This is a genomic window from Pedobacter sp. R20-19 (assembly GCF_000708265.2).
Lineage (GTDB): Bacteria > Bacteroidota > Bacteroidia > Sphingobacteriales > Sphingobacteriaceae > Pedobacter.
Genome location: NZ_JCKI01000001.1, coordinates 825,334 through 852,031, shown reverse-complemented (window position 1 = coordinate 852,031; position 26,698 = coordinate 825,334). Strand labels below are relative to the sequence as shown.

At 36.4% G+C, this 26,698-nt stretch carries 22 protein-coding genes; 14 read left to right on the top strand and 8 right to left on the bottom strand.

Annotation, left to right across the window (positions count from 1 at the left end):
• Positions 1-15: 15 nt before the first annotated feature.
• The 10 genes from AN34_RS03770 (at position 16) to AN34_RS03720 (ending at position 16,352) form a co-directional block, all read left to right on the top strand.
• The gene (locus AN34_RS03770) at positions 16-807 is read left to right on the top strand and encodes a ThiF family adenylyltransferase (protein ID WP_029282456.1); all 792 of its coding nucleotides are present in this window, start codon (positions 16-18) and stop codon (positions 805-807) included.
• 104 nt (positions 808-911) lie between these two features.
• The gene (locus tag AN34_RS03765) at positions 912-4,130 is read left to right on the top strand and encodes an exodeoxyribonuclease V subunit beta (protein WP_029282454.1); all 3,219 of its coding nucleotides are present in this window, start codon (positions 912-914) and stop codon (positions 4,128-4,130) included.
• 74 nt (positions 4,131-4,204) lie between these two features.
• Entirely contained in the window at positions 4,205-5,665 is a 1,461-nt protein-coding gene (locus tag AN34_RS03760; protein WP_029282452.1) for an ATP-binding protein, read from the top strand.
• Between the two features lie 222 nt (positions 5,666-5,887).
• Complete coding sequence (locus AN34_RS03755) at positions 5,888-8,743, top strand: PD-(D/E)XK nuclease family protein (RefSeq protein ID WP_029282450.1); 2,856 nt, start codon at positions 5,888-5,890, stop codon at positions 8,741-8,743.
• A 182-nt stretch (positions 8,744-8,925) separates the two neighbouring features.
• Complete coding sequence (locus AN34_RS03750; RefSeq protein ID WP_029282448.1) at positions 8,926-9,483, top strand: GNAT family N-acetyltransferase; 558 nt, start codon at positions 8,926-8,928, stop codon at positions 9,481-9,483.
• Between the two features lie 270 nt (positions 9,484-9,753).
• Positions 9,754-10,740 (top strand): pyruvate dehydrogenase complex E1 component subunit beta, encoded by a 987-nt coding sequence (locus AN34_RS03745; protein WP_029282446.1) that lies wholly within the window; start codon positions 9,754-9,756, stop codon positions 10,738-10,740.
• 713 nt (positions 10,741-11,453) lie between these two features.
• Entirely contained in the window at positions 11,454-12,026 is a 573-nt protein-coding gene (locus AN34_RS03735; RefSeq protein ID WP_029282442.1) for a pentapeptide repeat-containing protein, read from the top strand.
• A gap of 193 nt (positions 12,027-12,219) precedes the next feature.
• Positions 12,220-15,111, top strand: coding sequence for a DEAD/DEAH box helicase (locus AN34_RS03730; RefSeq protein ID WP_029282440.1), 2,892 nt, complete (start codon positions 12,220-12,222; stop codon positions 15,109-15,111).
• A 77-nt stretch (positions 15,112-15,188) separates the two neighbouring features.
• Entirely contained in the window at positions 15,189-15,503 is a 315-nt protein-coding gene (locus tag AN34_RS03725) for a YgaP-like transmembrane domain (protein WP_029282438.1), read from the top strand.
• 66 nt (positions 15,504-15,569) lie between these two features.
• Positions 15,570-16,352 (top strand): DUF1080 domain-containing protein, encoded by a 783-nt coding sequence (locus AN34_RS03720; RefSeq protein ID WP_029282436.1) that lies wholly within the window; start codon positions 15,570-15,572, stop codon positions 16,350-16,352.
• 74 nt (positions 16,353-16,426) lie between these two features.
• On the opposite strand, the gene aat is transcribed toward AN34_RS03720, so the two are convergent.
• The gene (gene aat / locus AN34_RS03715; RefSeq protein WP_029282434.1) at positions 16,427-17,056 is read right to left on the bottom strand and encodes a leucyl/phenylalanyl-tRNA--protein transferase; all 630 of its coding nucleotides are present in this window, start codon (positions 17,054-17,056) and stop codon (positions 16,427-16,429) included.
• 75 nt (positions 17,057-17,131) lie between these two features.
• Between aat and AN34_RS03710 the strand changes: the two genes are divergently transcribed.
• Both AN34_RS03710 and AN34_RS03705 read left to right on the top strand, forming a co-directional pair.
• A complete protein-coding gene (locus AN34_RS03710; RefSeq protein WP_029282432.1) occupies positions 17,132-18,568 on the top strand; it encodes a DUF1800 family protein in 1,437 nt (478 codons plus the stop codon).
• A gap of 17 nt (positions 18,569-18,585) precedes the next feature.
• The gene (locus AN34_RS03705; protein WP_029282430.1) at positions 18,586-19,785 is read left to right on the top strand and encodes a DUF1501 domain-containing protein; all 1,200 of its coding nucleotides are present in this window, start codon (positions 18,586-18,588) and stop codon (positions 19,783-19,785) included.
• A 280-nt stretch (positions 19,786-20,065) separates the two neighbouring features.
• Here AN34_RS03705 and AN34_RS03700 read toward each other — a convergent pair whose 3' ends face one another.
• Positions 20,066-20,410 carry a hypothetical protein gene (locus AN34_RS03700; protein ID WP_029282428.1) on the bottom strand — a complete coding sequence of 115 codons (345 nt, stop codon included), beginning with the start codon at positions 20,408-20,410 and terminating at the stop codon, positions 20,066-20,068.
• Between the two features lie 120 nt (positions 20,411-20,530).
• Between AN34_RS03700 and AN34_RS03695 the strand changes: the two genes are divergently transcribed.
• Positions 20,531-20,899, top strand: coding sequence for a YccF domain-containing protein (locus AN34_RS03695; RefSeq protein WP_029282425.1), 369 nt, complete (start codon positions 20,531-20,533; stop codon positions 20,897-20,899).
• Positions 20,900-20,949: 50 nt separating this feature from the next.
• Here the strand turns inward: AN34_RS03695 and AN34_RS03690 are convergent, their stop codons facing one another.
• The gene (locus AN34_RS03690; RefSeq protein WP_029282423.1) at positions 20,950-21,924 is read right to left on the bottom strand and encodes an App1 family protein; all 975 of its coding nucleotides are present in this window, start codon (positions 21,922-21,924) and stop codon (positions 20,950-20,952) included.
• 59 nt (positions 21,925-21,983) lie between these two features.
• Between AN34_RS03690 and AN34_RS03685 the strand changes: the two genes are divergently transcribed.
• The gene (locus AN34_RS03685) at positions 21,984-22,838 is read left to right on the top strand and encodes a diacylglycerol kinase family protein (protein WP_029282421.1); all 855 of its coding nucleotides are present in this window, start codon (positions 21,984-21,986) and stop codon (positions 22,836-22,838) included.
• Between the two features lie 187 nt (positions 22,839-23,025).
• On the opposite strand, the gene AN34_RS03680 is transcribed toward AN34_RS03685, so the two are convergent.
• The 5 genes from AN34_RS03680 to hflX form a co-directional block, all read right to left on the bottom strand.
• Entirely contained in the window at positions 23,026-23,415 is a 390-nt protein-coding gene (locus tag AN34_RS03680) for a hypothetical protein (protein WP_029282419.1), read from the bottom strand.
• Entirely contained in the window at positions 23,416-24,069 is a 654-nt protein-coding gene (locus tag AN34_RS03675) for a TonB family protein (protein ID WP_029282417.1), read from the bottom strand. It lies immediately after the preceding gene.
• A gap of 33 nt (positions 24,070-24,102) precedes the next feature.
• On the bottom strand, positions 24,103-24,810 hold the full coding sequence (locus AN34_RS03670; RefSeq protein ID WP_036676383.1) for a peptidoglycan DD-metalloendopeptidase family protein: 708 nt from the start codon (positions 24,808-24,810) through the stop codon (positions 24,103-24,105).
• Between the two features lie 165 nt (positions 24,811-24,975).
• A complete protein-coding gene (gene rbfA, locus AN34_RS03665) occupies positions 24,976-25,353 on the bottom strand; it encodes a 30S ribosome-binding factor RbfA (protein ID WP_029282413.1) in 378 nt (125 codons plus the stop codon).
• 11 nt (positions 25,354-25,364) lie between these two features.
• Complete coding sequence (gene hflX / locus AN34_RS03660) at positions 25,365-26,552, bottom strand: GTPase HflX (RefSeq protein WP_029282410.1); 1,188 nt, start codon at positions 26,550-26,552, stop codon at positions 25,365-25,367.
• Between the last annotated feature and the right edge of the window lie 146 nt (positions 26,553-26,698).

The window sequence follows — 26,698 nt, the reverse complement described above, 5'->3', positions numbered from 1 at the left end:
TTCGTATAAAATTATATGTCAGATGTTTCTTGGCTTTCGCGTTCTGCCCTACTGGTAGGTAATGATGGAATTGAAAAATTGCAGAATAAGCATATCCTGGTCATTGGCCTGGGTGGTGTAGGTTCTTTTGCTGCAGAATTTATTTGCCGCTCGGGTATTGGCGAAATGACCATTGTAGATGGCGATGTGGTAGATCCTACTAACCGGAACAGGCAATTACCTGCCTTAGCTACCAATCATGGTGTGAGTAAAGCTGAAATTATGCAGGAGCGATTGCTAGCCATAAACCCGGAACTGAAACTTCATGTCGTAAATACTTTTCTTAGCCCTGAAAAGTGCAGGGAAATCTTAGAATCAAAATTTGACTACATTATGGATTGTATCGATAGTGTGATGCCAAAAATCACCTTGCTTTCTACTGCTTTAGAAAAAAATATTCCGATTGTAAGCTCAATGGGTGCTGGTGGTAAAATGGATCCAACGAGATTAAGAATTGCGATGTTACCAGATACTTATCAATGTGTTTTCGCCAGTTATGTTCGAAAAAGATTGAATAAATTGGTAAATGCGGATAAAATCAAGGCTGTTTTTTCTACAGAACAAATGGATAAAAACTCAATGATTATGACAGATGGCAGTAATTTTAAACGATCAGCTTATGGTACAGTTTCTTATTTGCCTGCAGCTTTCGGCGGTGCCTGCGCATCAGTTGTGATTAGAGATTTACTAGGCCTTAAAATCGAAATGACAGAAAGACCAGCAAGAATTAGCCATAAAACATTAGCGAAAAAGAAGAAGAAAAGTTAAGTAACCACCCCGCCCTGTGGTCTCCCCTCCAAGGGAGGGGAATTACAAAATGCCTAACTAAAATGCGGGGGTATTAAAAATTAGCATAAATTAAAGAAAACACTATGCCCAAACCACTTAAAATACTTCAGGCTTCTGCCGGTTCTGGTAAAACATTCAGTTTAACGGCGCACTATCTGACTTTACTTTTTTCTGGTGAAAATAAATACCGTGAGATTTTAGCGGTAACCTTTACCAATAAAGCCACAGAGGAAATGAAAACCAGAATCCTGGAGGTATTACTTGGGCTGGCAAAGGGTAATCCCTCAAAAAAAATAGATGATTACCGAAAATTGGTTCTCGTTGCTTACCCCCAGTTAAGCGAACAGGAACTTCAGTTTAAAGCTGATAAAATCTACCGTAAAATCCTTCATGATTACAGTCGTTTTTCAGTGAGTACCATTGATGGTTTCGTGCAAAAGGTAATTCGTGGCTTTGCCTTTGAGTTGGGACTGAATGCTGATTATAATTTAGAGATGAATTATGACAAGGTAAAAGATGACCTGGTAAACAAACTGGATGAAGCCCTGGACACCAATCAGCAACTTTTACAGTGGATTATAGATTTGGCAATTGAACGCATCAGCGATAACAAAAGCTGGAATTATAAATTTGAACTCTATAATTTAATAGGAGAGATTTTCTCCGAACGCTTCCAGATTTTTGAAGATGCGGTTACCGCCTTGGGGCTGGAAAACATTGATGAACTCTTTAAAAAATACATCAACCTAACCAAGGCCGAAATTAAAAATTTTGAAGAAGAGATGATCCGCCTGGCAACAGAAGCCAATGAGGCCCTTAATGTTTTAGGGGTAGAAAATGAACATTTCAAAGGAAAATCGAGAAGTGCCTTAGCCAAAATTATCCTGGTAGCCCGTGGAGACTTTTCTAAAGTGGAATCGCTTTTTAATTTAATAGACGAACCAGATGAATGGTTTCAGAAAAATGCAAATTTCCCTGAAGCCTTTGAGGTGGTAAATCCAATTCTTCAGCAAATAAAAAACCATTATTTAACACACTTACCTAATTATAGCCTGGCCATTGCCTTCAATAAAAACCTGTACTATTTAAGGCTGATGCAGGAAATTGCGATGTTACTAAAAGAGTATCGTGCGGAGAATGACAATCTTTTAATTAGCGATGCCCAGAAGTTAATCTCCGGCATTACCGAAGATGCCGGAGAAAACCCATCTTTCATCTGGGAAAAAGTAGGTAACCGATATCGCAACTTTCTCTTTGATGAATTTCAGGATACCTCAACCAGCCAATGGGGTAGTTTTAAATCTTTACTTACCAATGCAATGGCCACACCAAGTGAAGATTTAACTGATCATTTAATTGTTGGCGACACCAAACAGTCTATTTACCGATGGCGAAACGGCGACTGGAATATCCTGCATAAACATGCTAAACGCGAAGTGGGCATAGAAAATGTTTTAGAAGAAAGCCTTGCAGAAAACTACCGCAGCACGGAAAACATCATCACGTTTAATAATTTTATCTATCGCTCAATTCCATTAACGCTACAAAACGAACTTAACACAAACTTAGCAGCTAAACCCGAAAGTATTGCCAATTGGTGGGCCAACGAAAATTATACACAAATCATCACCGATATTTATAGTGCTTCCACGCAAAATTTTGCAGGCAATACCTTAAAGGGGGGCACGATTAAAATCAAAAAATTTGGCAAAGAACATGCTCCCGATGAGGCCCGTTTCACGGAGACCGTATTTAGGGATATTGCTTTGAATGACGTGATTGATGAAATTAAAATTTTAAAAGATCAGCAGAATTATGCCTTGAAGGACATTGCCATTTTAGTACGGTCTAATAGCGAAGCTTTACTCACCGTGCGGAAATTGATGGAGCACCATCTTCCTGTTTTATCGGGCGATGCCCTATTAATTTCGAATAACTCCGCTATACAGCTTATCATTAATACCTTAAAAGTGTTAATCGGTCTAGAGGCACAAAGTGCGCTTTACAAGGCAAACTGCATAGCACTTTACCATTCATTACAAGGAAAAACACCTGATGCCAATCATTACATTAACCTCACCAGTAAAACACTAAATCAGCTTTCCTCGGTATTGCCTTTATCTTTATGTGAAAACTGGCAAAGCTGGCTTCAACTTCCGTTACCAGAATTGGTAGAGATTTTAATAGAAAGCTATGGTCTGAAAATGCTTACTGCTCACCTGCCCTATCTTTTAGCTTTTAGAGATTTAACCGCAACAGCAGGAAAATCAGGCGAAAAAGGAATTATTGCTTTCTTAACCTGGTGGGAAGAAGATGGGGTTAAAAAATCGCTTCCATCGCCAGAAGGTGCAGATGCTATCCAGATCATCACGATTCACAAATCAAAAGGGCTTGCATTCAGAGCGGTTTTTGTTCCCTTCTGCAACTGGGAAATTAAAGGAAAAGCAAATGGAACCTTCTGGGTATCATCTGAAGAAACGGTTTATAAAGAACTTAAGGGCATTCCGCTGAAATATAATGAAGCCCTGGCTGATTCGGCAATAGCAAAAGCCTATTATGAGGAATTGCTATACAACAATATGGATGCATTAAATATGCTCTATGTGGCTACCACACGCTCGAAAGATTACCTCTATATCGCTACGATGGCTAAAAAAGAATTGAAATTATCCAACATGGGTGATGTGATCAATTTAACTTTTGACCACGAATTTGATGAAAACGGTGTATATGAAATAGTAGATTACATTTCGACGGAAAGCAAAATTGATGAAAATGACTTTATTGATTTAAAGCATTACCCAACCACCACACGCCTGTCTGAACTTTACATTCCTTCTGAAGAAAAGCATTTAAGGCATTTGGTTAATATCGAAAAATCTGGTAGAAAAGGTTCTTTATTGCACGATATTCTGGCCAATGCCAGTAATGAAACAGAAACAGATAAATACATTACCACCTTGATTTTGGATGGTATTATACAGGAAGAGGAAAAGGAGCAGCTAAAATCAAAAGTTTTAGCTGTATTGGAAAATCCTGATTTAAAAGCGGTTTTAAGCAGGGCAACCGAAAGTATATCGGAAAAAAGCATTATTGATACAAAAGGCAAACTTCATCGGCCAGATCGTATTTTATTTCACGAGAATGAAGTAATCATTCTGGATTATAAATTTACGCTTACTGAAAGCGATAAACATATTGAACAGGTTGAAAATTACAAAAATCTGCTCATGGAGATGGGACACAGCCAGGTAAAAACCTATTTATTTTACGCCGTTAGCAGTAAATTAAAATTAGTGTAATTTGAAATTGTATAACTTGCTTAGATTACATAAATATTATCTTTGAAATTAAGGTCAATTTGACTAAATCATATATGAGTAAATATTGGATAAATAGGGCATTTGGTTTGCTGGATCATACTTTAGGAAATGTTCCATTAGAGCTAAATGATTTAGACTGGAAAGAAAGTTTATCTGCAAATACAAACAAACTTGCCCAACATATAGCTGCCTTTTCAAATTATCCGGGTGGTGGTTTTATTGTTTTTGGTATCAATGATAAAACAGCGGAAGTAATGGGGATTTTACCGCAGCAGGCAAATTTAATTATTGAGCGTTTAAGTTCTATTGGTAGAGATAGCTTGGAGCCTAATGTTAGTTTAGATCATAGCATAGAAGTATTTAAAGAAAAGGAAATATTAATAGTATTTATTAAAGAAAGTGCTATTAAACCTGTTTATTTAAAAAGCAAAACAATAGAAGATACTTTTGTAAGAACAGGTGGTTGTACACAAAAAGCATCAAGACAAGAAGTAGGTGGTTTACTTTTAAATAGTAAGACACCGAATTATGAAGAATTACATTCTACCAAGTTATTGACCGAGATGCAAGTTCTGTCTATGTTAGATTATCGAGAATTATTTAATTTGCTTAGCAAGCCCATTCCAATAACTTCCTCCGAAATAATCTATCTGTTAAAGGATGAAGGAATAATAACAGAAGAAAATAATGGATTTTATATAACAAATTTGGGTGCATTAACTTGTGCCGTAAATCTTAACGATTTTGATGGTTTGTCTAGAAAATCTATCAGGGTAATAAAATATAAAGGGCTTAATAAAGCAGAAACAGAAAGAGAATTTCCTGGATCTAAAGGATATGCAATAGGTTTTGAAGGTCTCATTAATTTTGTAAAGCAAATGCTTCCTTCTAGTGAGGTTATTAAATCGGCATTTAGAAGTGAACAATCTATTTTTCCCGAAATTGCGTTAAGAGAATTATTTGCAAATGCACTAATACATCAAGATTTTACTATTAGAGGGACAGGGCCTATTATTGAAATATTTGATGATAGAATATCTATAACGAACCCAGGAAAGCTTCTTCCGTCAAAAAAGCTTGATAGGATTATTGGTACAACCCCTTTAAGTAGAAATGAAAAGTTAGCATCTTCGTTTAGAAGATTGAAAATTTGTGAAGAAAGAGGCTCTGGCTTCACAAAAACTATTGCAGGCATAGAATTATATGGATTGCCTCCATTAAAAATTGAAGAGTTAGAAACGGCTTTTAGAGCTACTTTATATACCCCAAAATCATTTTCTAAATTATCAGAAGTTGAAAGAATAGAAGCTTGTTATCAGCATTCCATTATTCAATACCTTAGTAGTGGCAGTATGAATAATACTTCGTTAAGAGAAAGATTTAAGATGAGCGAACGTCAAAGATCACAAGTCTCTTTAGTAATAAAAAATACTTTAGAAGCAGGCAAAATTAAACTTAAAGATCCTGATAATAGTTCTACAAAATTTGTGGAATACATCCCGTATTGGGGATGATTTTTACTTCATTACAAAAACAACAAAAAGCATAAAATACTGATTAACAGACTGTTTTTGCTTCATTAGAAAAACGACATATTAGTTTATGTTATGCTAATCTTGCTTCACTACAAAAACAACAAAATACATAACACTCTGATAATCAAAACGTTTTTGCTTCATTAGAAAAACGACACAATATAAATTAATAACAATTTTAATAAACTCTTCAGACCTTAAATGAAACCATTTTTACAAGAAGTTGCCGAAGATTTAGTTACCAGATTTGGAAATCAACTGGAAAATTGCGCAATCGTTTTCAATAATAAACGTCCATCTGCTTATATGCAGAAATACCTGGCTGATATTATTGGCAAACCTTTTTTTAGTCCGGCGTTTTATACTATCCAAGAGTTTTTTGCTACTGCAACACCATATAAAATTGCCGATTTTTACCTGCAGTTTTTTACCCTTCATAAAATTTACAACCAGTTACTGACCGAAGAAAAACTGGAGCCCATTTCCAGTCATAAATTTTTCCCTTTAGCAAAGATAATTTTAAGCGACTTTACACAAATAGATAACGATTTAGTTGATGCCGGAAAACTATATCGTGATTTGGAAGATATCTCCGTCATCAATAAAGATTTCGATTACCTCAGCCCTGAACAATATCAATTTCTGGCTCAATTCTGGACATCTTATTCCGAAGGCAAGCACAAGAAGCAACAAGAGCTTTTTATTAAAATGTGGCGCCGGATGCCAAAGCTTTATCACAAATTTCATGCTTCATTAAAGGCGCAGGATTATTTAACCAATGGCTATGTTTATCGGCAACTGGCCGAAGAAAAAGAGCATGCTAAAGATTTACCTGTAAACTTTGAAAAAGGCAAAATCATTTTTGTTGGTTTCAATGCCTTAACCAGCGCTGAGGCAAAAATTTTTACACAGCTTCAGGAAGCAAATCAAGCATTATTTTATTTCGATGCTGATGATTATTACGTGAATGATCCTTTACAGGAAGCAGGATTATTTTTAAGGAAAAACCTGAATCAACTCGGCCTGAAAAATGTATTCGAAAACAAACCTAGCCTGATGAAAACCGAAGAGCATCAGGTGAATGTTTTTAAAGTTCAGGGACAATCTGCACAGGCAAAAATCCTGAATAATATACTGGAGGATGATTATGCTGAAAGCAATGAAATAGGCTCAACCGTAGTGGTTCTGGCTGATGAAAGCCTGTTATTACCTGCTTTGCAAACAATCCCGACTTCTTATCATGGAAAAGATATCGACCTGAATGTAACCATGGGTTTTGCTTTATCTACATCCAGTATTTTTGGCCTGGCAGATTTATGGTTTTCATCTCAACTGGAAATTACACATACCGGAAAGATTTCCTACAAAAACGTAGAGGCTTTTTTAACCCATCCGCTTACGGGCCTGAGCCATAAAATGCGTGATAAAATCCTGACTGCCATTTTGAAAGAAAACGAGGTAGAAATTGCACATGAAAGGCTTTTGAGGCAAAGCGGATTATTTGAAGTGTTCTATAAAAAAATTGATCATCCCAAAAAGGTGTTTCCATACCTGCTGGAAGTACTTGATTTTATTTTAACCAGGCTATCAAATGCCAAAACACTCAAAAAAATTGATGCTGAACTTTTTGTAAAAACCATACAAGAACTCAACCGGCTACATGATACTTTCGGCAAGCATATTGGCAATGAAGAAATCCAGTTCGTGATCTATCTGGTTCAAAAATCGTTACAAGCTATTGCCGTACCCCTTTCCGGCGATCCGCTAAACGGCATTCAGTTAATGGGTTTGCTCGAAACCCGGAACTTAAATTTTGATAAGGTGGTGATTTTAGGTTTCAACGAAGGGATTATTCCGAAATCATCCATCGGCAATAGTTTTATTCCTGATTCTATTCGCCGGGTATACGGTTTGCCTGTTTTAGAAAATCTCGATGCCATCTCATCCTACATGGTTTACCGTTTAATGCAAAGGGCAAAAAACATCAACTTTGTTTATAATAGTTTAACCGATGAAAGTACAACAGGCGAAGCGAGCAGAATTTTAAAACAGCTGGAGTATGAAAGCGGATTCGGTTTTACTTATCATGAACTCAATCTGGATGTAAAAACAGAACCTTTTAAAGAAGTTCGCATCGAAAAAACCAATAATGTTTTTATCCAGGAAACCCTTCAAAAATACCTGGACAAAAAGAAAGTACTTTCGCCATCTGCTTTAACACAATACATTTCCAATCCAATCGATTTTTTCTTCAACTACATCGCTAGGATTAAAGAACCAAAAGAAGTGAGTGCCGTTGTAGAGGCGAACGAAATTGGTTCTATTTTACACAAAGTGATGGAGTACTTTTATCAGGATTTGATGAAGGCTGAAATTACTTTGGAACGAATTAAGGAGAAAAGGAAGCAGATACCTGCACTTATTGAAAAAGCTTTTAATGCTGTAATGTTTAATCATCCGGATAAAGTGATGGAATATAAAGGCATGCAAAAAGTTATCCTGTCGATTGTTGATGCCTACGTAAACATTATTGTAAATCAGGATGAATCACAAACGCCTTTTCATATTATCAGTTTAGAACAAAAGGTAGAAGCAGAGATTAATTTCCCTTTAAATGGCAAGGACGCCAGCGTTAAAATTTTTGGTTATATAGATCGGGTTGATGTAAAAGATGGGGTGACTAAAATTGTAGATTATAAAACCGGTAGTGATAAATTAACTTTTAAAGATGTAACTGAACTGTTTAATTCGGATGGTAAACACATCAACAAAGCGTTAGTTCAAACCTTACTTTATACTTATGCTTATGAACAGTTTTCGGGTAAAACTTTTGTAGAGCCAAACCTGTATGTAGTAAAAACCATGGCAGTTGATGGGGTTTGGTTCAAATCAGGAAGACAAACGCTTTCTGGAGAATACCTGGAAGAAATTAAACCTGAGTTTTTAGCTGAACTTAGAAAAAAACTAACTGAACTGTTTGAAGCGCCATATTTTGTTGCAAGTGCTATAGAAGACAATTACAAATACTCTATTTACAAAACGCTGTTCGGGAAGTAAAGCGGAAAGACTAAAGCAAAAAGCTTAAAGTATCTGCTCGTCTAATCGTCTTTGCGAGGAGGCTTTTTCAGCCGACGAAGCAATCTGTCCAATAAACAAATTGTATAATACCCAACTTGGACATCTTTACGTTTCGAAACAATAAACATTTGTGATTAAAACCTTAATACCTAAATTTACCTATGCTCAGCCTGAACTTTACTCAATTCCCTGTACTTGAAACCGAACGTTTAATTCTCCGCGAACATAATCTTCTTGATGCTGAAGCCTTATATGCTATGCGCACGGATGAAAGAATAATGAAATACATCGACAGAGAAAGACCTGAAGATGTACATGCAGTTAAAACAGTGATCACACGATTTAACGAGGGCTTTGAAAATGGAAATAACTTAGCCTGGGTAATTGCCTTAAAAGAAAAACCTGCAGAAATGATCGGCACCGTTGGTTATTGGCAAACAGATTATGCTAACCACAGGGCTGAAATCGGCTACATGCTCCATCCCAATTTCTGGAGACAAGGAATTATCTCTGAAGCATTAAAAAAAACTATCGATTTTGGTTTTAACAACATGAACCTTCATACCATTAAGGCTAATATTAATACTGGCAATGAAGCATCCCGGCAAATATTGCTTAAGCATGGTTTTATAAAAGAAGCCCTTTTCAGACAGGACTATTATTTTAGAGGGAAGTTTTTAGACAGCGAAATTTATGGCCTCATTAACCCAAATCATTAAATTACAATAGCTTAAAGTATTAACTGTTTTAATATTTGAGAATTAAGCAATATAAATATTTCGAAATACCCATCATATCAGATACTATAGAAGCATTAAAGATATCATTCCGAAATTATATTTTAATTTTCTGCCACTAATCAAAAAGAATGCTGTTATACTATAAAAAGAGCCTTATTCACCATTATAATTATTACAAAATACAGGCCTAATTGCCTTTGGTTTGGTAGCGATTAATAATTATATTTGCCACCGTTATTAAAATTTACAATGAGAGAAATCCAATTTAGAGAAGCACTACGCGAAGCCATGAGCGAAGAAATGCGTAAAGATGACCGCGTTTTTTTATTAGGTGAAGAAGTAGCAGAATATAACGGTGCATATAAAGTAAGTCAGGGTATGCTTGATGAATTTGGTGCAAAACGTATTATCGATACCCCTATTGCCGAATTAGGTTTCGCTGGGATTGCAACAGGTGCCGCAACTGCTGGCCTTATTCCAATTGTAGAGTTTATGACATTTAACTTCTCATTGGTAGCTATTGATCAAATCATCAACGGTGCTGCAAAAATTTTATCAATGAGTGGTGGTCAGTTCTCTTGTCCAATGGTTTTCCGCGGACCAACAGGTAACGCTGGTCAGTTAGGTGCACAACACTCACAAAACTTTGAAAATTGGTTTGCCAATACACCGGGTTTAAAAGTGGTTATCCCATCTACGCCTTACGAAGCAAAAGGTTTATTAAAACAAGCTATCATTGATCCGGATCCGGTTATTTTCATGGAGTCTGAGGTAATGTATGGCGATAAAGGTGATGTTCCTGCTGAAGAATATTACATTGAATTTGGCAAGGCAAACATAACAAAAGAAGGTACTGATGTAACCATCGTAACTTTCGGTAAAATGTTAACCCGTGTTGTTAATCCAGCTGTAGAAGAGTTAACTAAAGAAGGAATCAATGTTGAGGTAATCGATTTACGTACTGTTCGTCCGATTGATTATGATACCATTATCCAGTCTGTTAAGAAAACAAATCGCTTAGTTGTAGTAGAAGAAGCATGGCCTTTAGCATCACTTTCTGGTGAGATTGCTTTTATGGTACAGAAAAAAGCTTTTGATTATTTGGACGCACCAGTTTTAAGAATTACTTGTGCTGATGTTCCACTTCCATATTCTCCAACTTTAATTGCAGCAAGCTTACCAAACGCTGAAAAAGTAATTAAAGCGGTTAAAGAAGTAATGTACGCAACAAAATAAATCGAGACAATCAGTCTATTCAAATATAAATCCTCCAAAGTAATTCGGGGGATTTTTTTTGTTTCATTTTTTAACTTTGTAAGTACACATGATTTAAACACATAGGGCATAAATAACATGTAAGTTTATACAATGATCCTTACGTTTTTGATATGGTAATAAATCAATAGCAATTATAATTCTAACACATAAGGCATAAATAACATATAAGCTTAAATGATCCTTATGTTTCTTATATGGTAATAAATCAATAGCAATTATATATTCTAACACATAAGGCATATAAGAAACATATAAGCTTAAATGGTCCTTACGTTTCTTATATGGTAATGAATCAATAGCAATTATATATTCTAACACATAGGGCATAAATAACATATAAGCTTAAATGATCCTTACGTTTCTTATATGGTAATAAATCAATAGCAATTATATATTCTAACACATAAGGCATATAAGAAACATATAAGCTTAAATGGTCTTTAAGTTTCTTATATGGTAATGTAATCAATAGCAATTATATATTCTAACATATAAGGCATATAAGAAACATATTAGCTTTAATGATCCTTACATTTCTTATATGGTAATAAATCAATAGCAATTATATATTCTAACACATAAGGCATACAAGAAACATATAAGCTTAAATGGTCTATATCAACGGCAGTGAAAAATTATTTTTATCTTCGTTTGCCCAAATTATACAAGCCATGTCTGAATATTTAGCCGATCAAATCTTTGAAAAAACCAATTTCACCTTAAATGCATTGCGTCAAGGTGAATATGAAAACTGTAAATTCCTTTATTGTGATTTCTCCAATTCAGATTTAAGTGGCATTAAGTTTTTAGATTGTGAATTCATTTCATGCAACCTAAGCTTGGCTACGCTCACAAAAACATCTTTCAACGATGTAAGTTTTAAAGATTGTAAAATGCTGGGTTTACGTTTCGAAAACTGTAATGATTTTGGTTTAGCCTTCAGCTTTGACAGTTGCAAATTAGACCATTCTTCTTTTTATAAACTTAAACTTAAAAAAACCGTTTTTAAAAACAATCAACTCCATGAAGTGGATTTTACGGAATGTGATTTAAGCAATTCGAGTTTTGACTACTGCGATTTCCTTCATGCAACCTTCGACAGAACTAATCTGGAAAAAGCAGATTTTAGAACCGCAACTCACTATATGATCGATCCAGATAAAAATAGAATAAAGAAAGCCAGATTCTCTCAGTCTGGTTTAGCAGGATTGTTAGCCAAATATGATCTTATCATTAGCCAATAATTTTTTAATTACCACATGTTACTGGTAAACAAAAGAAATAAGTAGAATAATTTATGCCTGTTTATTATCCGTTACTCATTTACGTCCTACTATTTTCACTAAAATTGTTACAATCTTTTGATGTAACAGCAAAAATATTGTAAGTTTAAAGTTTTTAAGATGCTAACTCTTAATTCTTTTTTTAAACCAACCAATGTTACGCGTAGATAGCTCAAAACCTTGTAAAATTGTGTACTCACTGTGCAAACATGAATACCTGGGCTATTTAATTGAACCTCATATTGTTCAGCTAAATCCCAACGGAGATTTTTCTTTTACTTATCAAAGGATTTTTACCCACACTGCAGAAGAGTTTAAGGCTTGCTTAACCGAAATTGATTACAAGCTGATTAAAACTTTAGATGATATTGAACAAGATTCAATCATTAAAAAATATTATAAAAAACTCATCAGGCCTACGGAATTTTTTGCAAAAATTTTCGACGACAAATTTTACGAAAACGTTCGTCCAAAAATTGAAAAAAAATTAGCAGAAGCATTAGAGATGTTAAAGATTCAAAACGAACTTTACATCATGGATAAAGATGGCTGGCCAGTAGAACGTAAGATAGAACTTGCGTCAGAACCTGCATCAATTTTATTCCATTTCAGAAGAAATGAAACTGAAACACGATATTTTCCAACCATAAAATACCAGAACCTGCGCATTGAATTTATGTTTAAAGAGGCGCAGATCATCAGCAATAAACCGGCATGGTTGTTATTAAATGATGTTTTATACTTTTTTGATCAGGATATTGAAGGGAAAAAACTGCAGCCATTTTTAGCTAAACGGTATATCGCCATCCCAAAATCTACAGAGGCAACCTATTTCGAAAAATTTGTTGCCCCATTAATCGAAAAGCATCATGTGTATGCAGAAGGCTTTGAGATTAGAACAGAGCAATTTGAAGCAACACCAGTCATTAAAGTATTGTATGTTGATGGGGGAATCTCACAAATTCAACTGTACTTTAAATATGGCGAATACCATTTCTCTGTAGAAAATGCACATAAAGTAACTGTTCGACTAGAGAAAACAGCCGATAATTACATTTTCCACCGCATTAAACGTTCTGCTGAATGGGAAAAGAAACAATTCAATTTATTGCTTTCACTAGGCTTAAAAAAGACAAGTGCTCTTTTCAGCAATTTGGAAGTAAACATTACGGATGAAAACCCCAGCTATGCCGCAATTAACTGGGTAAATGAACATATTGAATTGCTACAGTCATTAGGCTTTGAAATTGAGCAGGCTACCGGCCAGAAACGTTTTGTATTCGGCACCAGCAAAATCGATTTGGAAGTTAAAGAAGGTAATGATTGGTTTGATATCAATGCTGTAGTTTGGTTTGGAAAATATCAGATTCCCTTTCTCTCGCTAAAACAACATATTCTTCATAAGAGAAGAGAATTTCTGTTACCCGATGGCGAAGTAGCCATCATCCCTGAAAAATGGTTTACGCAATATGGAAGCTTATTCAGCCTTGCAGAAACAGGCAAAACATTGCGACTTAAAAAACATCATATTGGCTTGCTTAATGATTTAGCAGAAGATAGCTTGGCCAATGTAACGCTAGAGCGCAAATTACAACGACTGTCAGACTTTGAAGATATTGCCGATACACAAATGCCTGTGCATTTTAAGGGCAGCCTTCGCGATTATCAAAAAGCAGGTTACAATTGGTTTAGTTTTTTACGTGAATATAATTTCGGCGGTTGCCTGGCCGATGACATGGGTTTGGGTAAAACAATCCAAACACTGGCCATGTTGCAGAAAGTAAAAGAGGATGATCAGTTACTGGCCACGCCAAGCACTTCTCTGATTATCATGCCTACTTCATTAATTTACAACTGGTTAACTGAGGCTAAAAAATTTACGCCCAAACTTAAAATCTATGCCCATACTGGTAGCAATCGTAATAAAAATGTTGAGATCTTTGCCAATTATGATATTATTATCACTACCTACGGTGTAACCAGAGTTGATGTAGAAGAGTTAAAAGATTTTTATTTCAACTATGTTATTCTGGATGAAAGTCAGAACATTAAAAACCCGGCTTCCAAATCATTTAAGTCCGTTAGAAGCCTGAAATCCAGGCACCGATTGATTCTGAGTGGTACACCTGTAGAAAATTCAGTAGGTGATCTTTGGTCGCAACTTACTTTCCTCAATCCAGGCTTATTGGGTACTCAAGCATTCTTTTATGAAGAATATGTACAGGCTATAGAGAAGAGAAAAGATGAAGAAAAAGCACGTAAGCTTCAAACCATTATTAAGCCTTTTGTATTGCGCAGAACCAAAGAACAGGTTGCAGCAGAATTACCACCCAAAACCGAGCAGGTAATTTATTGCGACATGAGCGAAGATCAGGCAGCTTACTATGAAAAAACAAAATCAGCTTACCGCAATGATTTATTGCAGAGCATGGATGATGGAACTTTTGCACAGAAACAGGTTCAACTGTTACAGGGATTAACAGCTTTACGCCAATTGGCTAATCACCCGGTAATGATTGACGGAACTTACCTTTCTGATTCAGGTAAATTTGAAAATGTAATTCACACGCTGGATAATGTACTTAAAGGTGGGCACAAAGTATTGGTATTTTCACAGTTTGTAAAACATTTAGATATCTTCAAAAAGCATTTTCAGGCTGAGCAAATACCATTTGCTTATCTGGATGGAGCTACGCGTAACCGTGGAGAAATTGTATCTGAATTTCAGCAAAATAATGACCTGAAAGTTTTCCTCATTTCTATAAAAGCTGGAGGCGTGGGTTTAAACCTAACACAGGCAGATTACGTTTTTATCTTAGATCCCTGGTGGAATCCTGCCGTAGAGCAACAAGCCATTGACAGAACACACCGTATCGGCCAGGATAAGAAGGTTTTTATTTACAAATTTATTGCAAAAGATACTGTGGAAGAAAAAATTCTTGCGCTTCAGAACCGGAAAAAATCGCTGGCCAATTCGTTAATCACCACGGAGGAAAGCTTCTTCAAATCTTTAAGTAAGGATGATATCAGAGACATCCTGAATTAAGTTAATTAATTTATCAACATCATTTTAAAACTGTATCATTTTCTGTTTGTTAAGTAAATAATATTAAATCTACTATCATGGAAAACGAAAATTTAAATAGAGCACTTGATAATGTAAAAGAAGCCTGGAAATACCCAGAATTATTTCAAAATATTTCACGATCAGAACGTTGGTTATCTGGTGCTGCCGGAACATATTTGCTTTTTAAAGGCTTAACCAATGTATTTTCACATCCGGTTATTGCATTAACCGGAGCAGCTGCCGGAGCAGGATTACTTTATAGAGGTTTAACCGGATATTGCCCGCTTAAGGATTTACAAGAACAACGCGAAGATCTAATTCCTGATGAAATTGTAATCAAAGAAACTTATTTAGCCGATGACCTGGCGTAATAAATTGAATACGAAATTTCTATTTCTTAATAAACTGGTTAACTTTAGAAAAGATAACCTATAATTATGAGCAAATACGCACTACTTTTTATTCCAACTTTATTTGGTATGTCGGCATTGGCGCAGGATAAAAAAACAGATCCGGCAAAAGAAGCGGCTAAAACAGAAATTTGGGAACCTGTTCCTAAAATTGTTACACCTGGACACTTACCACAGGATGCACCTTCTGATGCGATCGTTTTGTTTAATGGAAGAAACCTGGATGCCTGGCATTCTGTAAATGATCCATCTAAACCTGCCGCATGGACGATAGATGACGGCTTTTTTACCGTTAAAAAAGGCACAGGAAATATTGAAACCAATAAAAAGTTTACCGATTATCAACTTCATATGGAGTGGAGGATTCCGGCTAACATTACTGGAACAAGCCAGGCAAGGGGAAACAGTGGTGTATTTTTAGCCTCAACCGGAACTGGTGATAACGGATATGAGATTCAGATCATGGATTCTTATCAAAACAAAACCTATGTAAACGGGCAAACCGGCAGTGTGTATAAACAAGGTATTCCGTTAGCCAATGCTAATAAGAAACCAGGTGAATGGCAATATTATGATATCATCTGGAACGCACCTAGATTTAATGAGGATGGCACAGTGCTTAAACCTGCAACTGTAACCGTTATCTTGAATGGCGTATTATTACAGAATAATTTTGTGGTAAAGGGAGAAACCAGATGGATTGGCGCACCTGAATATAAAAAACATGGTGCCGCATCAATCAAACTTCAGGATCATGGCGACCCTAGCCCAGCTATAAGCTTCAGAAATATCTGGATTAGAGAACTTTAATTGATTTCAAAATAAAATTACTACTTATAAGCGTTGTTAACTTTCTAGCTAGTTTGCTATTAAAGTTGACAACGCTATTTTTCAAGCATCTTCATATACACTTCACGCTCAATCATTTCAGCTCCCAAACTCATCAAATGATCATTCGGTAACTGACAATCAATTAATTCGAGATCTAGCTTACTTAAATAAATTAAGGCTGCTTTTGAAGCATTACTTACAGTACTAAACATACTTTCACCACAAAAAACACGGTTTACTTTTAGTCCATACAAGCCACCAACCAATTGCTCATGATGCCATACTTCCACACTATGCGCATAGCCATGCTGATGTAGATTGATATATGCAGCCTGCATTTCATTGGTAATCCATGTTCCATCCTGCCCTTTCCTTGCTGTATTGGCACAGTTAAAAATCACTTCTTCAAATGCTGTATTTAGTGTAATCTCAAATACCTCATCCCGAATAATTTTACGCATGCTTTTGCTTACTAAAATGCGTTCAGGATAAATTACACAACGTTCATGTGGTGCGTACCACAAGATAGGTTCACCTTCACTAAACCATGGGAAAATTCCATTAGAATAAGCCAACAAAAGTCTTTCCATACTTAAATCGCCACCAATGGCAAGCAAACCATCAGCTTCAGCCAGGGCGGGATTAGGGAAAATCATTTCATGATCTGGCAATTGAAAAAACATACGCAAAAGTAAGAAAGAAAAAATAACGATTAAACCCCTGCAAATAAATGATGTCCTACAACTAAACTGTTTATTATGAATGCGAAAGATAATTCTCTCCGGGTAAAGCATCTTTACAATAGAGCGGGGTTTGGTATTTCTTATGCTGACCTGCATAAACTTAGTAGAAAAAATACAGAAAAAATTGTTGCCGGATTATTAAAGGAAACAAAAGATGATCCAATCACATTGGTGAGTGATACAGAATCCAGGCGCCAGATGCTCGTGCAGGCAGGTTTATATACCAAGAAAAACCTGAGCGATGAGGAAAAGAAAATCCGGCAGGAAATTATCCGTATGCAAAATGAAGTAAGTAAAGACCTGAACATTGCCTGGATCGATAAAATGATCAACACCACTTCTCCATTGCGAGAAAAGATGACCCTTTTTTGGCATGGCCATTTTGCATGCCGCAGCAATGAGCCACTCTATGCACAACAGCTTAATAACATTCAGAGAACATATGGATTAGGCAATTTTAAAACGCTATTGATGGAGGTTTCAAAATCGCCAGCCATGTTGCAATACCTGAACAATCAACAAAACAGGAAAGGCAAGCCCAATGAAAACTTTGCTCGCGAGTTAATGGAACTGTTCACATTGGGAAGAGGAAAATATACTGAAAATGACATTAAAGAATCGGCCAGATCGTTTACCGGATGGATGTACGATAAAGACGGAACTTTCATCTTCAGGCAAAACCTTCACGATGATGGCACCAAGACATTCTTTGGTAAAACTGGCAATTTCGACGGCGAAAATATTATTGATTTGATTTTAGCCAAACCAGACACTGCCGAATTTATTGCCCGAAAAGTTTATAAATTCTTTGTGAATGATCAACCGAATGAAGTACATGTAAAAGAATTGGGTGATCATTTTTATGCTGCGAATTATGATATCTCCGCATTAATAAAAAAAATGTTCACTTCTGAATGGTTTTATAGTGCGGAGAATGTAGGTACTAAAATCAAATCACCAATAGAATTTCTGGTAGGTTTAAGTCGTGAGTTTTATGTTACTTACAACAAACCACAAATACTGATTCAGCTACAAAGTAGTTTGGGCCAATACCTGTTCAACCCTCCTAATGTAGCGGGCTGGCCGGGCGGGCAAAACTGGATTGACAGCTCATCACTTATGTTGAGGATGCGTATCCCCTCTTTGGTTTTAAATGATGGCGAAATCGATTTTAGTGGCAAAGCTGATCCCGAAGATGAGGCTGTTATTGCCTTGAATAAAAATGCAACAGCCAATGCTAATAACGCAAAGCCGAAATCCTATGTAAATGCCAATGCCGACTGGTCAAAGTTTTTGAGCACTTTTCCCAAAGGAACATCACCGTTGGAACTGACTGCATTTCTTTTACAACCCAAGCTAAACGATAAAATCATTAAAATGGTGAGCGATAATAAAGGACTCAGAAGTACCGCTGTGGAGATCACCAGTATGCCAGAATATCAACTTGTTTAACCTAAAATCCTAAGGAAATGAACAGAAGAAATTTTTTAAGAAATACAGGTTTTGTTGCTGCAGGATCACTATTTGTACCTGCATTTATGAAACCCTTTGAGGCTTTGGCACTTGATGAGCTGAGCCTTTATAAAAATCTGGTGGTGGTTCAACTTTCAGGTGGCAATGATGGTCTGAACACAGTAGTCCCTTTTGGAAATGACCTTTATTATCAAAAAAGAAAAAGTATTGCTATTAAGCCAGAGGATGTAATCAAACTGAACGATATGCAAGGGCTAAACCCCAATATGGCAGCGCTGCAGGAAATTTATGATCAAGGTTGGATGACTATCATTAATGATGTCGGTTATCCTAATCCAGATCGTTCACACTTCCGCTCTATGGATATCTGGCAAACTGGTAGTGATAGCAATCAGTTCTTATCAACCGGTTGGATTGGTCGTTACCTGGACAGTAACTGCCAGACTTGCAAATTTCCTTACACTGCCATTGAAGTAGATGATTCATTATCGTTGGCCATGAAAGGACAAACAAAAAAAGGAATTGCGCTGAAAGATCCGGCAGCGCTTTTCCGTAATACCAATAACCCTTTTTTTAAAGCAGTACTGCAAAATGACCAGGAACATTTAGATGAAGATAATTTAGGATATTTGTATAAAACCATGATTGAAACACAGTCATCGGCCAGCTACATTCAAAATACTTCGAAGATCTATCAGTCTAAATTTACTTATCCATCAAGCGGTTTTGCCAACCAGCTTAAAACAGTTTCTAAATTCATTTCTTCGGGTTTAAAAACCAGAGTATATTATGTCTCACTGAGTGGTTTCGACACTCATGTGAATCAAATTGGCCAGCAAGGTAATTTATTAAAGCAGTATAGCGAAGGGATGGCCGCTTTTATAAAAGATCTTAAAAGCAATAACAAACTGGATGATACACTGGTTGTTACTTTTTCAGAATTTGGTCGGCGTGTAGAACAGAATGCAAGTAGTGGTACTGATCATGGTACGGCAAACAATATGTTTGTATTTGGAGGTCGCCTTAAAAAGCAAGGCATTTTTAATGCGGCACCTAACTTAAGCGATTTAGATAATGGCGATTTAAAATATCAGCTGGACTTTCGGCAGGTTTATGGCACTATTCTAGACAAGTGGCTGGATGTAAATAATGGCGATATCTTAAACAAGAAATTTAACACGCTAGATTTTATTTAATTTTTCACTTATCAGTTGGCATAACACTGATCGAAATTAAAATAATTGATTTCCAATGGGATAAAGCTTGTCCATACAGTTTTGGTGAAAACACCAACCATAAAATAAAAAAATATCTTAATGGTGTTTCGACAAGCTCAACATGACAAATCTTCACCTATCGGTCGGTGTCTCACCGACCGAAAATAGAACAGCCAACTAAAGATTAATTAACCCTCTATATTAGGCTAAGAATTCACCTTATCATGGTATAATATAAATAACTATTTTGCCTATAGGTTTATTTCCTTTTCAATAAATATACAGCGCGATTATCCTCACCTTCCGTGAAAACCTGAAAAAGCTCGTAACCATAAGATTTCGATTTATTCACAAAATCTAATGCAGAATCAAATTCCATTTTATTGCCATTATCATCTTTGATATAGCTATCTACCAAATACGGTACATTCTGCCCATATTCTAATGATATAAAAACCTTATCTGAAAACGTGCGTTTTATCTGCTTAACCTGGATATAATCAGCTTTTATTTCTGTTAGCCTAACTCCATTTACAGTTTGTGCTTTAACAATGGATAGCGCAAAGCCAGCCATCAGTGTGGCCAAAATCATTACTTTTTTCATAACCTTTTTTCTTTTGTGTGTGGCCTTAAATTAAACACAATCAAATCATAAAAAAAGCAGAATCAACATTCAAAATGTAACATTTATACAGCAAAATAATCTTAACTAAAAAAATAGAAAATGAACTTTTTAGGCAATATCATCTGGATTATTTTTGGCGGGCTTTTTATCTTCTTCGAGTATATTATTGGAGGTTTAATTCTGTGCTTAACCATTGTGGGCATTCCATTTGGCATACAGTGTTTTAAATTTGCTATTGTTGGCCTGGCACCTTTCGGCGTTAAAATAACCGATACATCCTCCAACACCGGCTGCTTATCAACCATAATGAATATACTTTGGTTAGTATGTGGCGGCTTTTGGATTGCCTTAACTCATTTATTTTTCGGAATCTTATTGTGCATCACCATTGTGGGTATTCCTTTTGGCAGGCAACACTTTAAATTGATGAACCTGGCATTTACACCATTTGGAAAATCAATTTCTTAAAAACCTTTTCATAGAAAAATAAAACTGCCCGGTAGATAAATCACTCAAATTTATTGAATAAGGCCAATCGATTTGGAATGCTCGATAGCCTCATTACTGGTTCTAAACAAACAGGCATGCACGTGTTGTGCCTGAATTTTTTGCATTAATGCTTCCGTGTCTATTTTTCGTTCAGGCCTAATATTCCGGATGTAAACAGCTTCAATATTTTTAGGATACCTTTCTACAATCTGGGTATAAATTTCAGGATCCTGCTGTGAGTTATCACCGAAGAAAATAAATTTCTGGTTTGGGAAGGCATCAAGAATCCGCATTACCCTTAACAATTTCCCTTCATGACCAGTTTTACCGGTTTTAATTAAATCGCTCCATCGTTTTAGGGTATTAAGCAAGAAAGCGCCATCAGGCAGTTGATTATAGCGAAAGGTTTCTACCAGGTAGTCGTACAAATTCCATTCACTGCTACTGACATAAAAAAAGGGATTAGGCTGATTTTTTTCCGTATGTGACAGAGCCAGTTGCTGGTAGTGGCTTGCCGCATCAGGAAATGTTTTCCGGGTATGTGGATTTTTAATAAAAAGCTCCCGAAGCCGCCTGCCAATGGTTGCAGAATGAGAAATCATCACGGTATCATCCACATCTGAGATAAATGCATATTGTGTAATGTGCGGCACATACACCTTTCCCTCGCAAGCATTTAAAACCTGATTATGCTCGTCAACGGCTTCCACATGAACAGTATGCCAGCCTGCCTGAACATCTCCAACTGCTTCCCACTCAAACTTAAAGAAACCATCCTGTTCAGTATTCTGATAAACAGTTTGTCCAAAGAAATGTAATCTCACCTTTACCAATGGATAAGGCTTCAATATAAAAAGCTTTAAAAGATGTATGATGTTTACAAAAATATTATTGCTGTAAACCTGCTTGCTTTTTGCTTTACGTTTAAATACATGGCCATAAACAACAAGGTTATGCTTGTGGCCATAACCATGATACACTTTTACACTTACAGATTTATTCATTGATATTAAAACAGAGTTTAACAAAAGTTGTTTGTGTTGTAAGCCACTAGGTTAAGCACATGAAATTACTATTTATTATAAATCCAGGCTCTGGCAGCCACGATCTCAATTTAAAGGAAGTAATTTCTTCACATTTTTCTTCGAAGGATGTTCACTTTGAATTATTTGAACTTTCTAAAGACTGTTCACTACAAAAAATTAAAGAAAAAATTGATCAGGAGAAGGCAGACCGCGTGGTGGCTGTTGGTGGAGACGGAACCTTAAAACTGGTGGCAGAGTGCTTGCTCAATACCGATATTCCAATAGGAATTATCCCTGCCGGATCTGCAAACGGAATGGCTAAAGAATTGGGTATTCCAACAGATATAGAACAAGCTCTTGATTTAGTGATAAGTGGAGAACCCCATAAAATTCATGCTGTTAAGCTTAATGATGAATTATGTATTCACCTTTCAGACCTGGGCTTTAACGCTTATCTGGTTAAAAAATTCGATGCCATGCCTGAACGCGGTATGTGGGGCTATGCTAAAGCTACCTGGCATGCCTTATGGAGCCATAAACGCATGCAAATAGAATTAAACATTAAGGGTGAAACGATTAAATCAGCTGCTGCAATGGTAGCCATCGCCAATGCTACCATGTATGGTACGGGACTTAAAATAAACCCAGACGGAAAACTGAATGATGAATTATTTGAGATTGTTGTGGTTAAAGATTATTCCTATCTCGAAATTCTAAAAATCTGGCTGACTAAACTTCCATTTAACCCCAAAAAAATAGAAGTTTTTCAAACTTCACAGGTAAAAATATCTTCCAAACACAAGGCACATTTCCAGGTAGATGGAGAATATATAGGTAAAGTAAACGAAGTCACAGCAAAAATTTTACCTGCCTCGGTAACGGTAATTTTGTAGCCTTCAGGGGTTCTAATGAACGGAAAATAGAGAATGGATAGTAGGGAATAGGGGAAACCTAATCCGGTCTACTCTGTTCTGATTTGTGCTAAAATTAATGACATTTTAGCCTTCCAGATCTCTGTAATCTGCTGGAAATACTTCTATGCTTCTACTTTAGAAATCCCTGTATCGCTCAATTATGCTTTTAAGAATATCTTCTATGGGTCTGAATCGTAAAATACAGTCTAAAGAACTCAGCAATAAAGCACACCCGAAAAAGAATATTAAACCAAACCTCACTTAGGTTCAGCAACTCTGGTAAATAGGTGATAAAACCAATAGAAAAAATCCAGATGATTAATCGAAAAGGAAACTGAACATAATAAGCGATAAAGCCGAATTTCCGGAATAAAAGTAAACCAATTGCTGAAACAAAAAGCAGTACAAACAAAAAAAGGGTTAACCATACTTTTAATTGCGAAACCAGCTGATCAGGAATTTCATTTATATGCGTAATAATTCCCCAGAATTGTTTAGCCAATAAAATGATGCTGATGATATCCAGAATGGCAAAAAAGCGGGCCGTATTTTTCATTTATTTACAATATTTCGAAAGATAAACATCTGCCAGAGTGCTTCCCATATTTTTAACAAAAGAAAAATCCTCACAGGCACCTTGATTATCACCCTGCTTAATTTTTTTGAGTCCAGTTTCTATCCTTGAGTTCAGGTACTCATCATCAATACCCAATTGCTTTTTAATCGCTATAAACTGAGCCTCCTGTCCGGGCTTTGCCTGATCTATATTTTTATAGAAATTGATCACGGAATTGGTTAATGCTTCTTCTGATTGGTAAACCCTGATGGCTGCTTGCATTGCCGATTTGGATTTTCCTTCGCACTGGTATCCTTCCAGCTTAAAATTTACCGGAATAACAACGGCGGTTGTAGTATCATAGCCTGAAGGCACTTGCCATTTTCCACTGCTTAAGCGCACCAGCCTAAGGGCTTCATCATCCAAATCCGTTAAAATACCTTTAGTAATTTTAGAAAAGTAAATTTTTCCTTGCTCATTTAATTTAAAGCTCACATTAACCGTTCCCTGAATACAATTCGCTCTAGAAAAAGATGGATAGATGGTATGCTGTCTTAAAAAATCAGCAATGCTTCCCTTTCCTGCTTGGAACTGAACCTGGGCAGATACAAATGCACTGGCAAAAATAAAGCAACTCGTAATAAACACTTTCATATTCTTAATTTACGTAAAAAATAACTTCAGCGATTAAGTCTTCATGTTATCGGGCATTTTCAAATGATGAGTCAATATGATATTTGGATCAGGGCAGTTTGCCAGGTATTGATCTCGCTGGCTAAACTTACATACACCAGGATAATCTCCCATTAAATTGCCCATATCTAAAATAACCTGAAAGTGCAAATGTGGCGGCCAGTTTCCATTCTCTTCTTTATCACCGAATGCGGCAAATTCTGCTTTGGCAGGAATAAAATCCCCTTCCTTTAATCCATTTAAAGACTCCAGACTTAAATGTCCGTATAGCACATGAAATGTAAAACCTTCTATTTCATATTGGAGGATAATGGTGGCGCCATAATCTCCAAAGTGATTGTTGTCGGCGAAGCTATGAACAGTTGCATCATAGAAATTATAAATCCCGGTTCCTGCAGGGCCCCAAATATCTACACCTAAATGCAATCTTCGTGGCTCTTCTTCCGTATCAAAATGAGCACTACGGGTATAAATGGTTCGGTGTTCATTATAACCACCAATTCCATATCGTGCGTTATGTTTTAAAAGTTGCCAATCTACCCATTTAGAGAACAAATCAGTATCTGCTAAAGTTTCAGTTGTAAGTTCAGTATTCGCCGCTGTAAAATCCAATGGCAAAAGCAGATCTGTATTTTCGTCAAAATCAACAACCTTTTCTATCAGTGACGCATTCGCCTTAATAACCTGTTCAAAAGTTTTCATTTTATGTTAAAATAATTATGTGATGGATTCGAGTCTTTTTGATTGGCTTTTTAAACGATAAACAGATGACTAATCAAGCGGTCTTTCCGTACAAAAAACAACCCGCAGGTATGTCTACCATGCGGGTGTAAAACGCTATTCAATCAGCAATTGCCTCATTGTAGCTTACTCAGCTTCCTCATCTGGTTGCCTTGGTTCTTTTGCTATTTTTTCAAAAAGATGATCCATGCGCTCAACATATTCATTGGTATCATCCACAAAAAAAGTAAGTTCAGGAACCACCCTTACCTGATGACGGATTCTGGCACCTAATTTATACCGGATCTCGCCGGCATGTGCATTAACTGTATTGATTGATAATGTTGTGTTACTGGTATTAAAAAAACTCAGATATACCTTCGCCACAGCTAAATCTGGCGATACCCGCACACGGGTAATGGTTACCAATGTATTGGGCAAAAACGAGCCACCCTCACGTTGAAAAACCTGTGCCAATTCTTCCTGTAGTACTCCTGCAAATTTTTGCTGACGTTTACTTTCCATATCTTCTGTAATTAATAAAGTAAATTATCATACGGGTATCTCGCAGTATGCGCAGCCTTTACCTTGTCGTACAATAAAGTTTTAAACTCTTCTATATTCTCTTTCTCTGTTGCCGAAATAAACAAAACTGGTGCCTTACCATGGCTCATCCAACTTTTCTTAAAATCTTCCAGACTTAATTTACCATCGTCATCATCTCCTTCAGTTTCTGGTGATACATAAGCATCAATTTTATTAAAAACCAGGATCATGTCTTTGTCAATGGCGCCAATATCTTTTAAAGTTTCATTCACAATGTGAATCTGATCTTCGAAGTTAGGATGCGAAACATCCACCACATGAATTAAAATATCAGCTTCCCGTACCTCATCCAGCGTAGATTTAAAACACTCAACCAGGTGGTGAGGCAGTTTCCTGATAAAACCAACCGTATCAGATAACAGAAATGGGAGGTTTTCAATCACCACCTTTCGAACTGTAGTATCCAGCGTTGCGAAAAGTTTATTTTCTGCAAATACTTCGGATTTAGACAGCATATTCATGATGGTTGATTTACCTACGTTGGTATAACCCACTAAAGCCACGCGAATGAGCTGCCCACGGTTTTTACGTTGCGTTTCATTTTGTTTATCAATTAATCGCAAACGTTCTTTAAGTAATGAGATTTTATTTAAGATGATCCTTCTATCACTTTCTATCTGCGTTTCACCTGGTCCACGCATCCCAATACCACCTTTCTGGCGTTCAAGGTGAGTCCACATACCTGTTAGCCGAGGCAAAACATATTGCAGCTGTGCCAGTTCAACCTGTGTTTTAGCCTGTGCAGTTTGGGCTCTGCCTGCAAAAATATCGAGAATCAGGTTACTGCGATCCAATACTTTTACGCCAAGTTCACGATCGATGTTCCGCAGTTGTGATGGCGATAATTCATCATCAAACACCACGGTATCAATCTCTTCCGATTTTACATATGCTTTAATTTCTTCCAGCTTTCCTGTACCCACAAAAGTAGCACGCTCCGGCTTTAACATCTTTTGGGTGAAATTCTTTTCCACCACGCCACCAGCTGTTTCAACCAAAAAGGCCAATTCATCCAAATATTCTCTCGTTTGTTCTTCTTTTTCGCCTGGCGTAATTACACCAACCAATATGGCCCGTTCCTGCTTTATCGCAGTATCATAAAATTTTTGTTTTCCCATGTAATATGTACAAAGATACAAATTTTGCAAACTTGTAATTTCATTTACAACCTATTAGGTGACTGGAATGTTTCCTTTTGAAATGATTTACCTTTTACTGCAGCAAATGGAGAACAGAATTAACAGGAACGAGTGAATTCTTACTT

Bases quoted from the DNA above. Each gene is read 5' to 3' on its own strand.
- AN34_RS03750 (WP_029282448.1), top strand. From the start codon at position 8,926: ATGCTCAGCCTGAACTTTACTCAATTCCCTGTACTTGAAACCGAACGT.
- AN34_RS03745 (WP_029282446.1), top strand. From the start codon at position 9,754: ATGAGAGAAATCCAATTTAGAGAAGCACTACGCGAAGCCATGAGCGAA.
- AN34_RS03725 (WP_029282438.1), top strand. From the start codon at position 15,189: ATGGAAAACGAAAATTTAAATAGAGCACTTGATAATGTAAAAGAAGCC.
- AN34_RS03755 (WP_029282450.1), top strand. From the start codon at position 5,888: ATGAAACCATTTTTACAAGAAGTTGCCGAAGATTTAGTTACCAGATTT.
- hflX (WP_029282410.1), bottom strand. From the start codon at position 26,552: ATGGGAAAACAAAAATTTTATGATACTGCGATAAAGCAGGAACGGGCC.
- AN34_RS03730 (WP_029282440.1), top strand. From the start codon at position 12,220: ATGTTACGCGTAGATAGCTCAAAACCTTGTAAAATTGTGTACTCACTG.
- aat (WP_029282434.1), bottom strand. From the start codon at position 17,056: ATGTTTTTTCAATTGCCAGATCATGAAATGATTTTCCCTAATCCCGCC.
- AN34_RS03705 (WP_029282430.1), top strand. From the start codon at position 18,586: ATGAACAGAAGAAATTTTTTAAGAAATACAGGTTTTGTTGCTGCAGGA.
- AN34_RS03760 (WP_029282452.1), top strand. From the start codon at position 4,205: ATGAGTAAATATTGGATAAATAGGGCATTTGGTTTGCTGGATCATACT.
- AN34_RS03675 (WP_029282417.1), bottom strand. From the start codon at position 24,069: ATGAAAGTGTTTATTACGAGTTGCTTTATTTTTGCCAGTGCATTTGTA.
- AN34_RS03735 (WP_029282442.1), top strand. From the start codon at position 11,454: ATGTCTGAATATTTAGCCGATCAAATCTTTGAAAAAACCAATTTCACC.
- AN34_RS03690 (WP_029282423.1), bottom strand. From the start codon at position 21,924: ATGAATAAATCTGTAAGTGTAAAAGTGTATCATGGTTATGGCCACAAG.
- rbfA (WP_029282413.1), bottom strand. From the start codon at position 25,353: ATGGAAAGTAAACGTCAGCAAAAATTTGCAGGAGTACTACAGGAAGAA.
- AN34_RS03710 (WP_029282432.1), top strand. From the start codon at position 17,132: ATGAATGCGAAAGATAATTCTCTCCGGGTAAAGCATCTTTACAATAGA.
- AN34_RS03695 (WP_029282425.1), top strand. From the start codon at position 20,531: ATGAACTTTTTAGGCAATATCATCTGGATTATTTTTGGCGGGCTTTTT.
- AN34_RS03765 (WP_029282454.1), top strand. From the start codon at position 912: ATGCCCAAACCACTTAAAATACTTCAGGCTTCTGCCGGTTCTGGTAAA.
- AN34_RS03685 (WP_029282421.1), top strand. From the start codon at position 21,984: ATGAAATTACTATTTATTATAAATCCAGGCTCTGGCAGCCACGATCTC.
- AN34_RS03770 (WP_029282456.1), top strand. From the start codon at position 16: ATGTCAGATGTTTCTTGGCTTTCGCGTTCTGCCCTACTGGTAGGTAAT.
- AN34_RS03720 (WP_029282436.1), top strand. From the start codon at position 15,570: ATGAGCAAATACGCACTACTTTTTATTCCAACTTTATTTGGTATGTCG.
- AN34_RS03670 (WP_036676383.1), bottom strand. From the start codon at position 24,810: ATGAAAACTTTTGAACAGGTTATTAAGGCGAATGCGTCACTGATAGAA.
- AN34_RS03680 (WP_029282419.1), bottom strand. From the start codon at position 23,415: ATGAAAAATACGGCCCGCTTTTTTGCCATTCTGGATATCATCAGCATC.
- AN34_RS03700 (WP_029282428.1), bottom strand. From the start codon at position 20,410: ATGAAAAAAGTAATGATTTTGGCCACACTGATGGCTGGCTTTGCGCTA.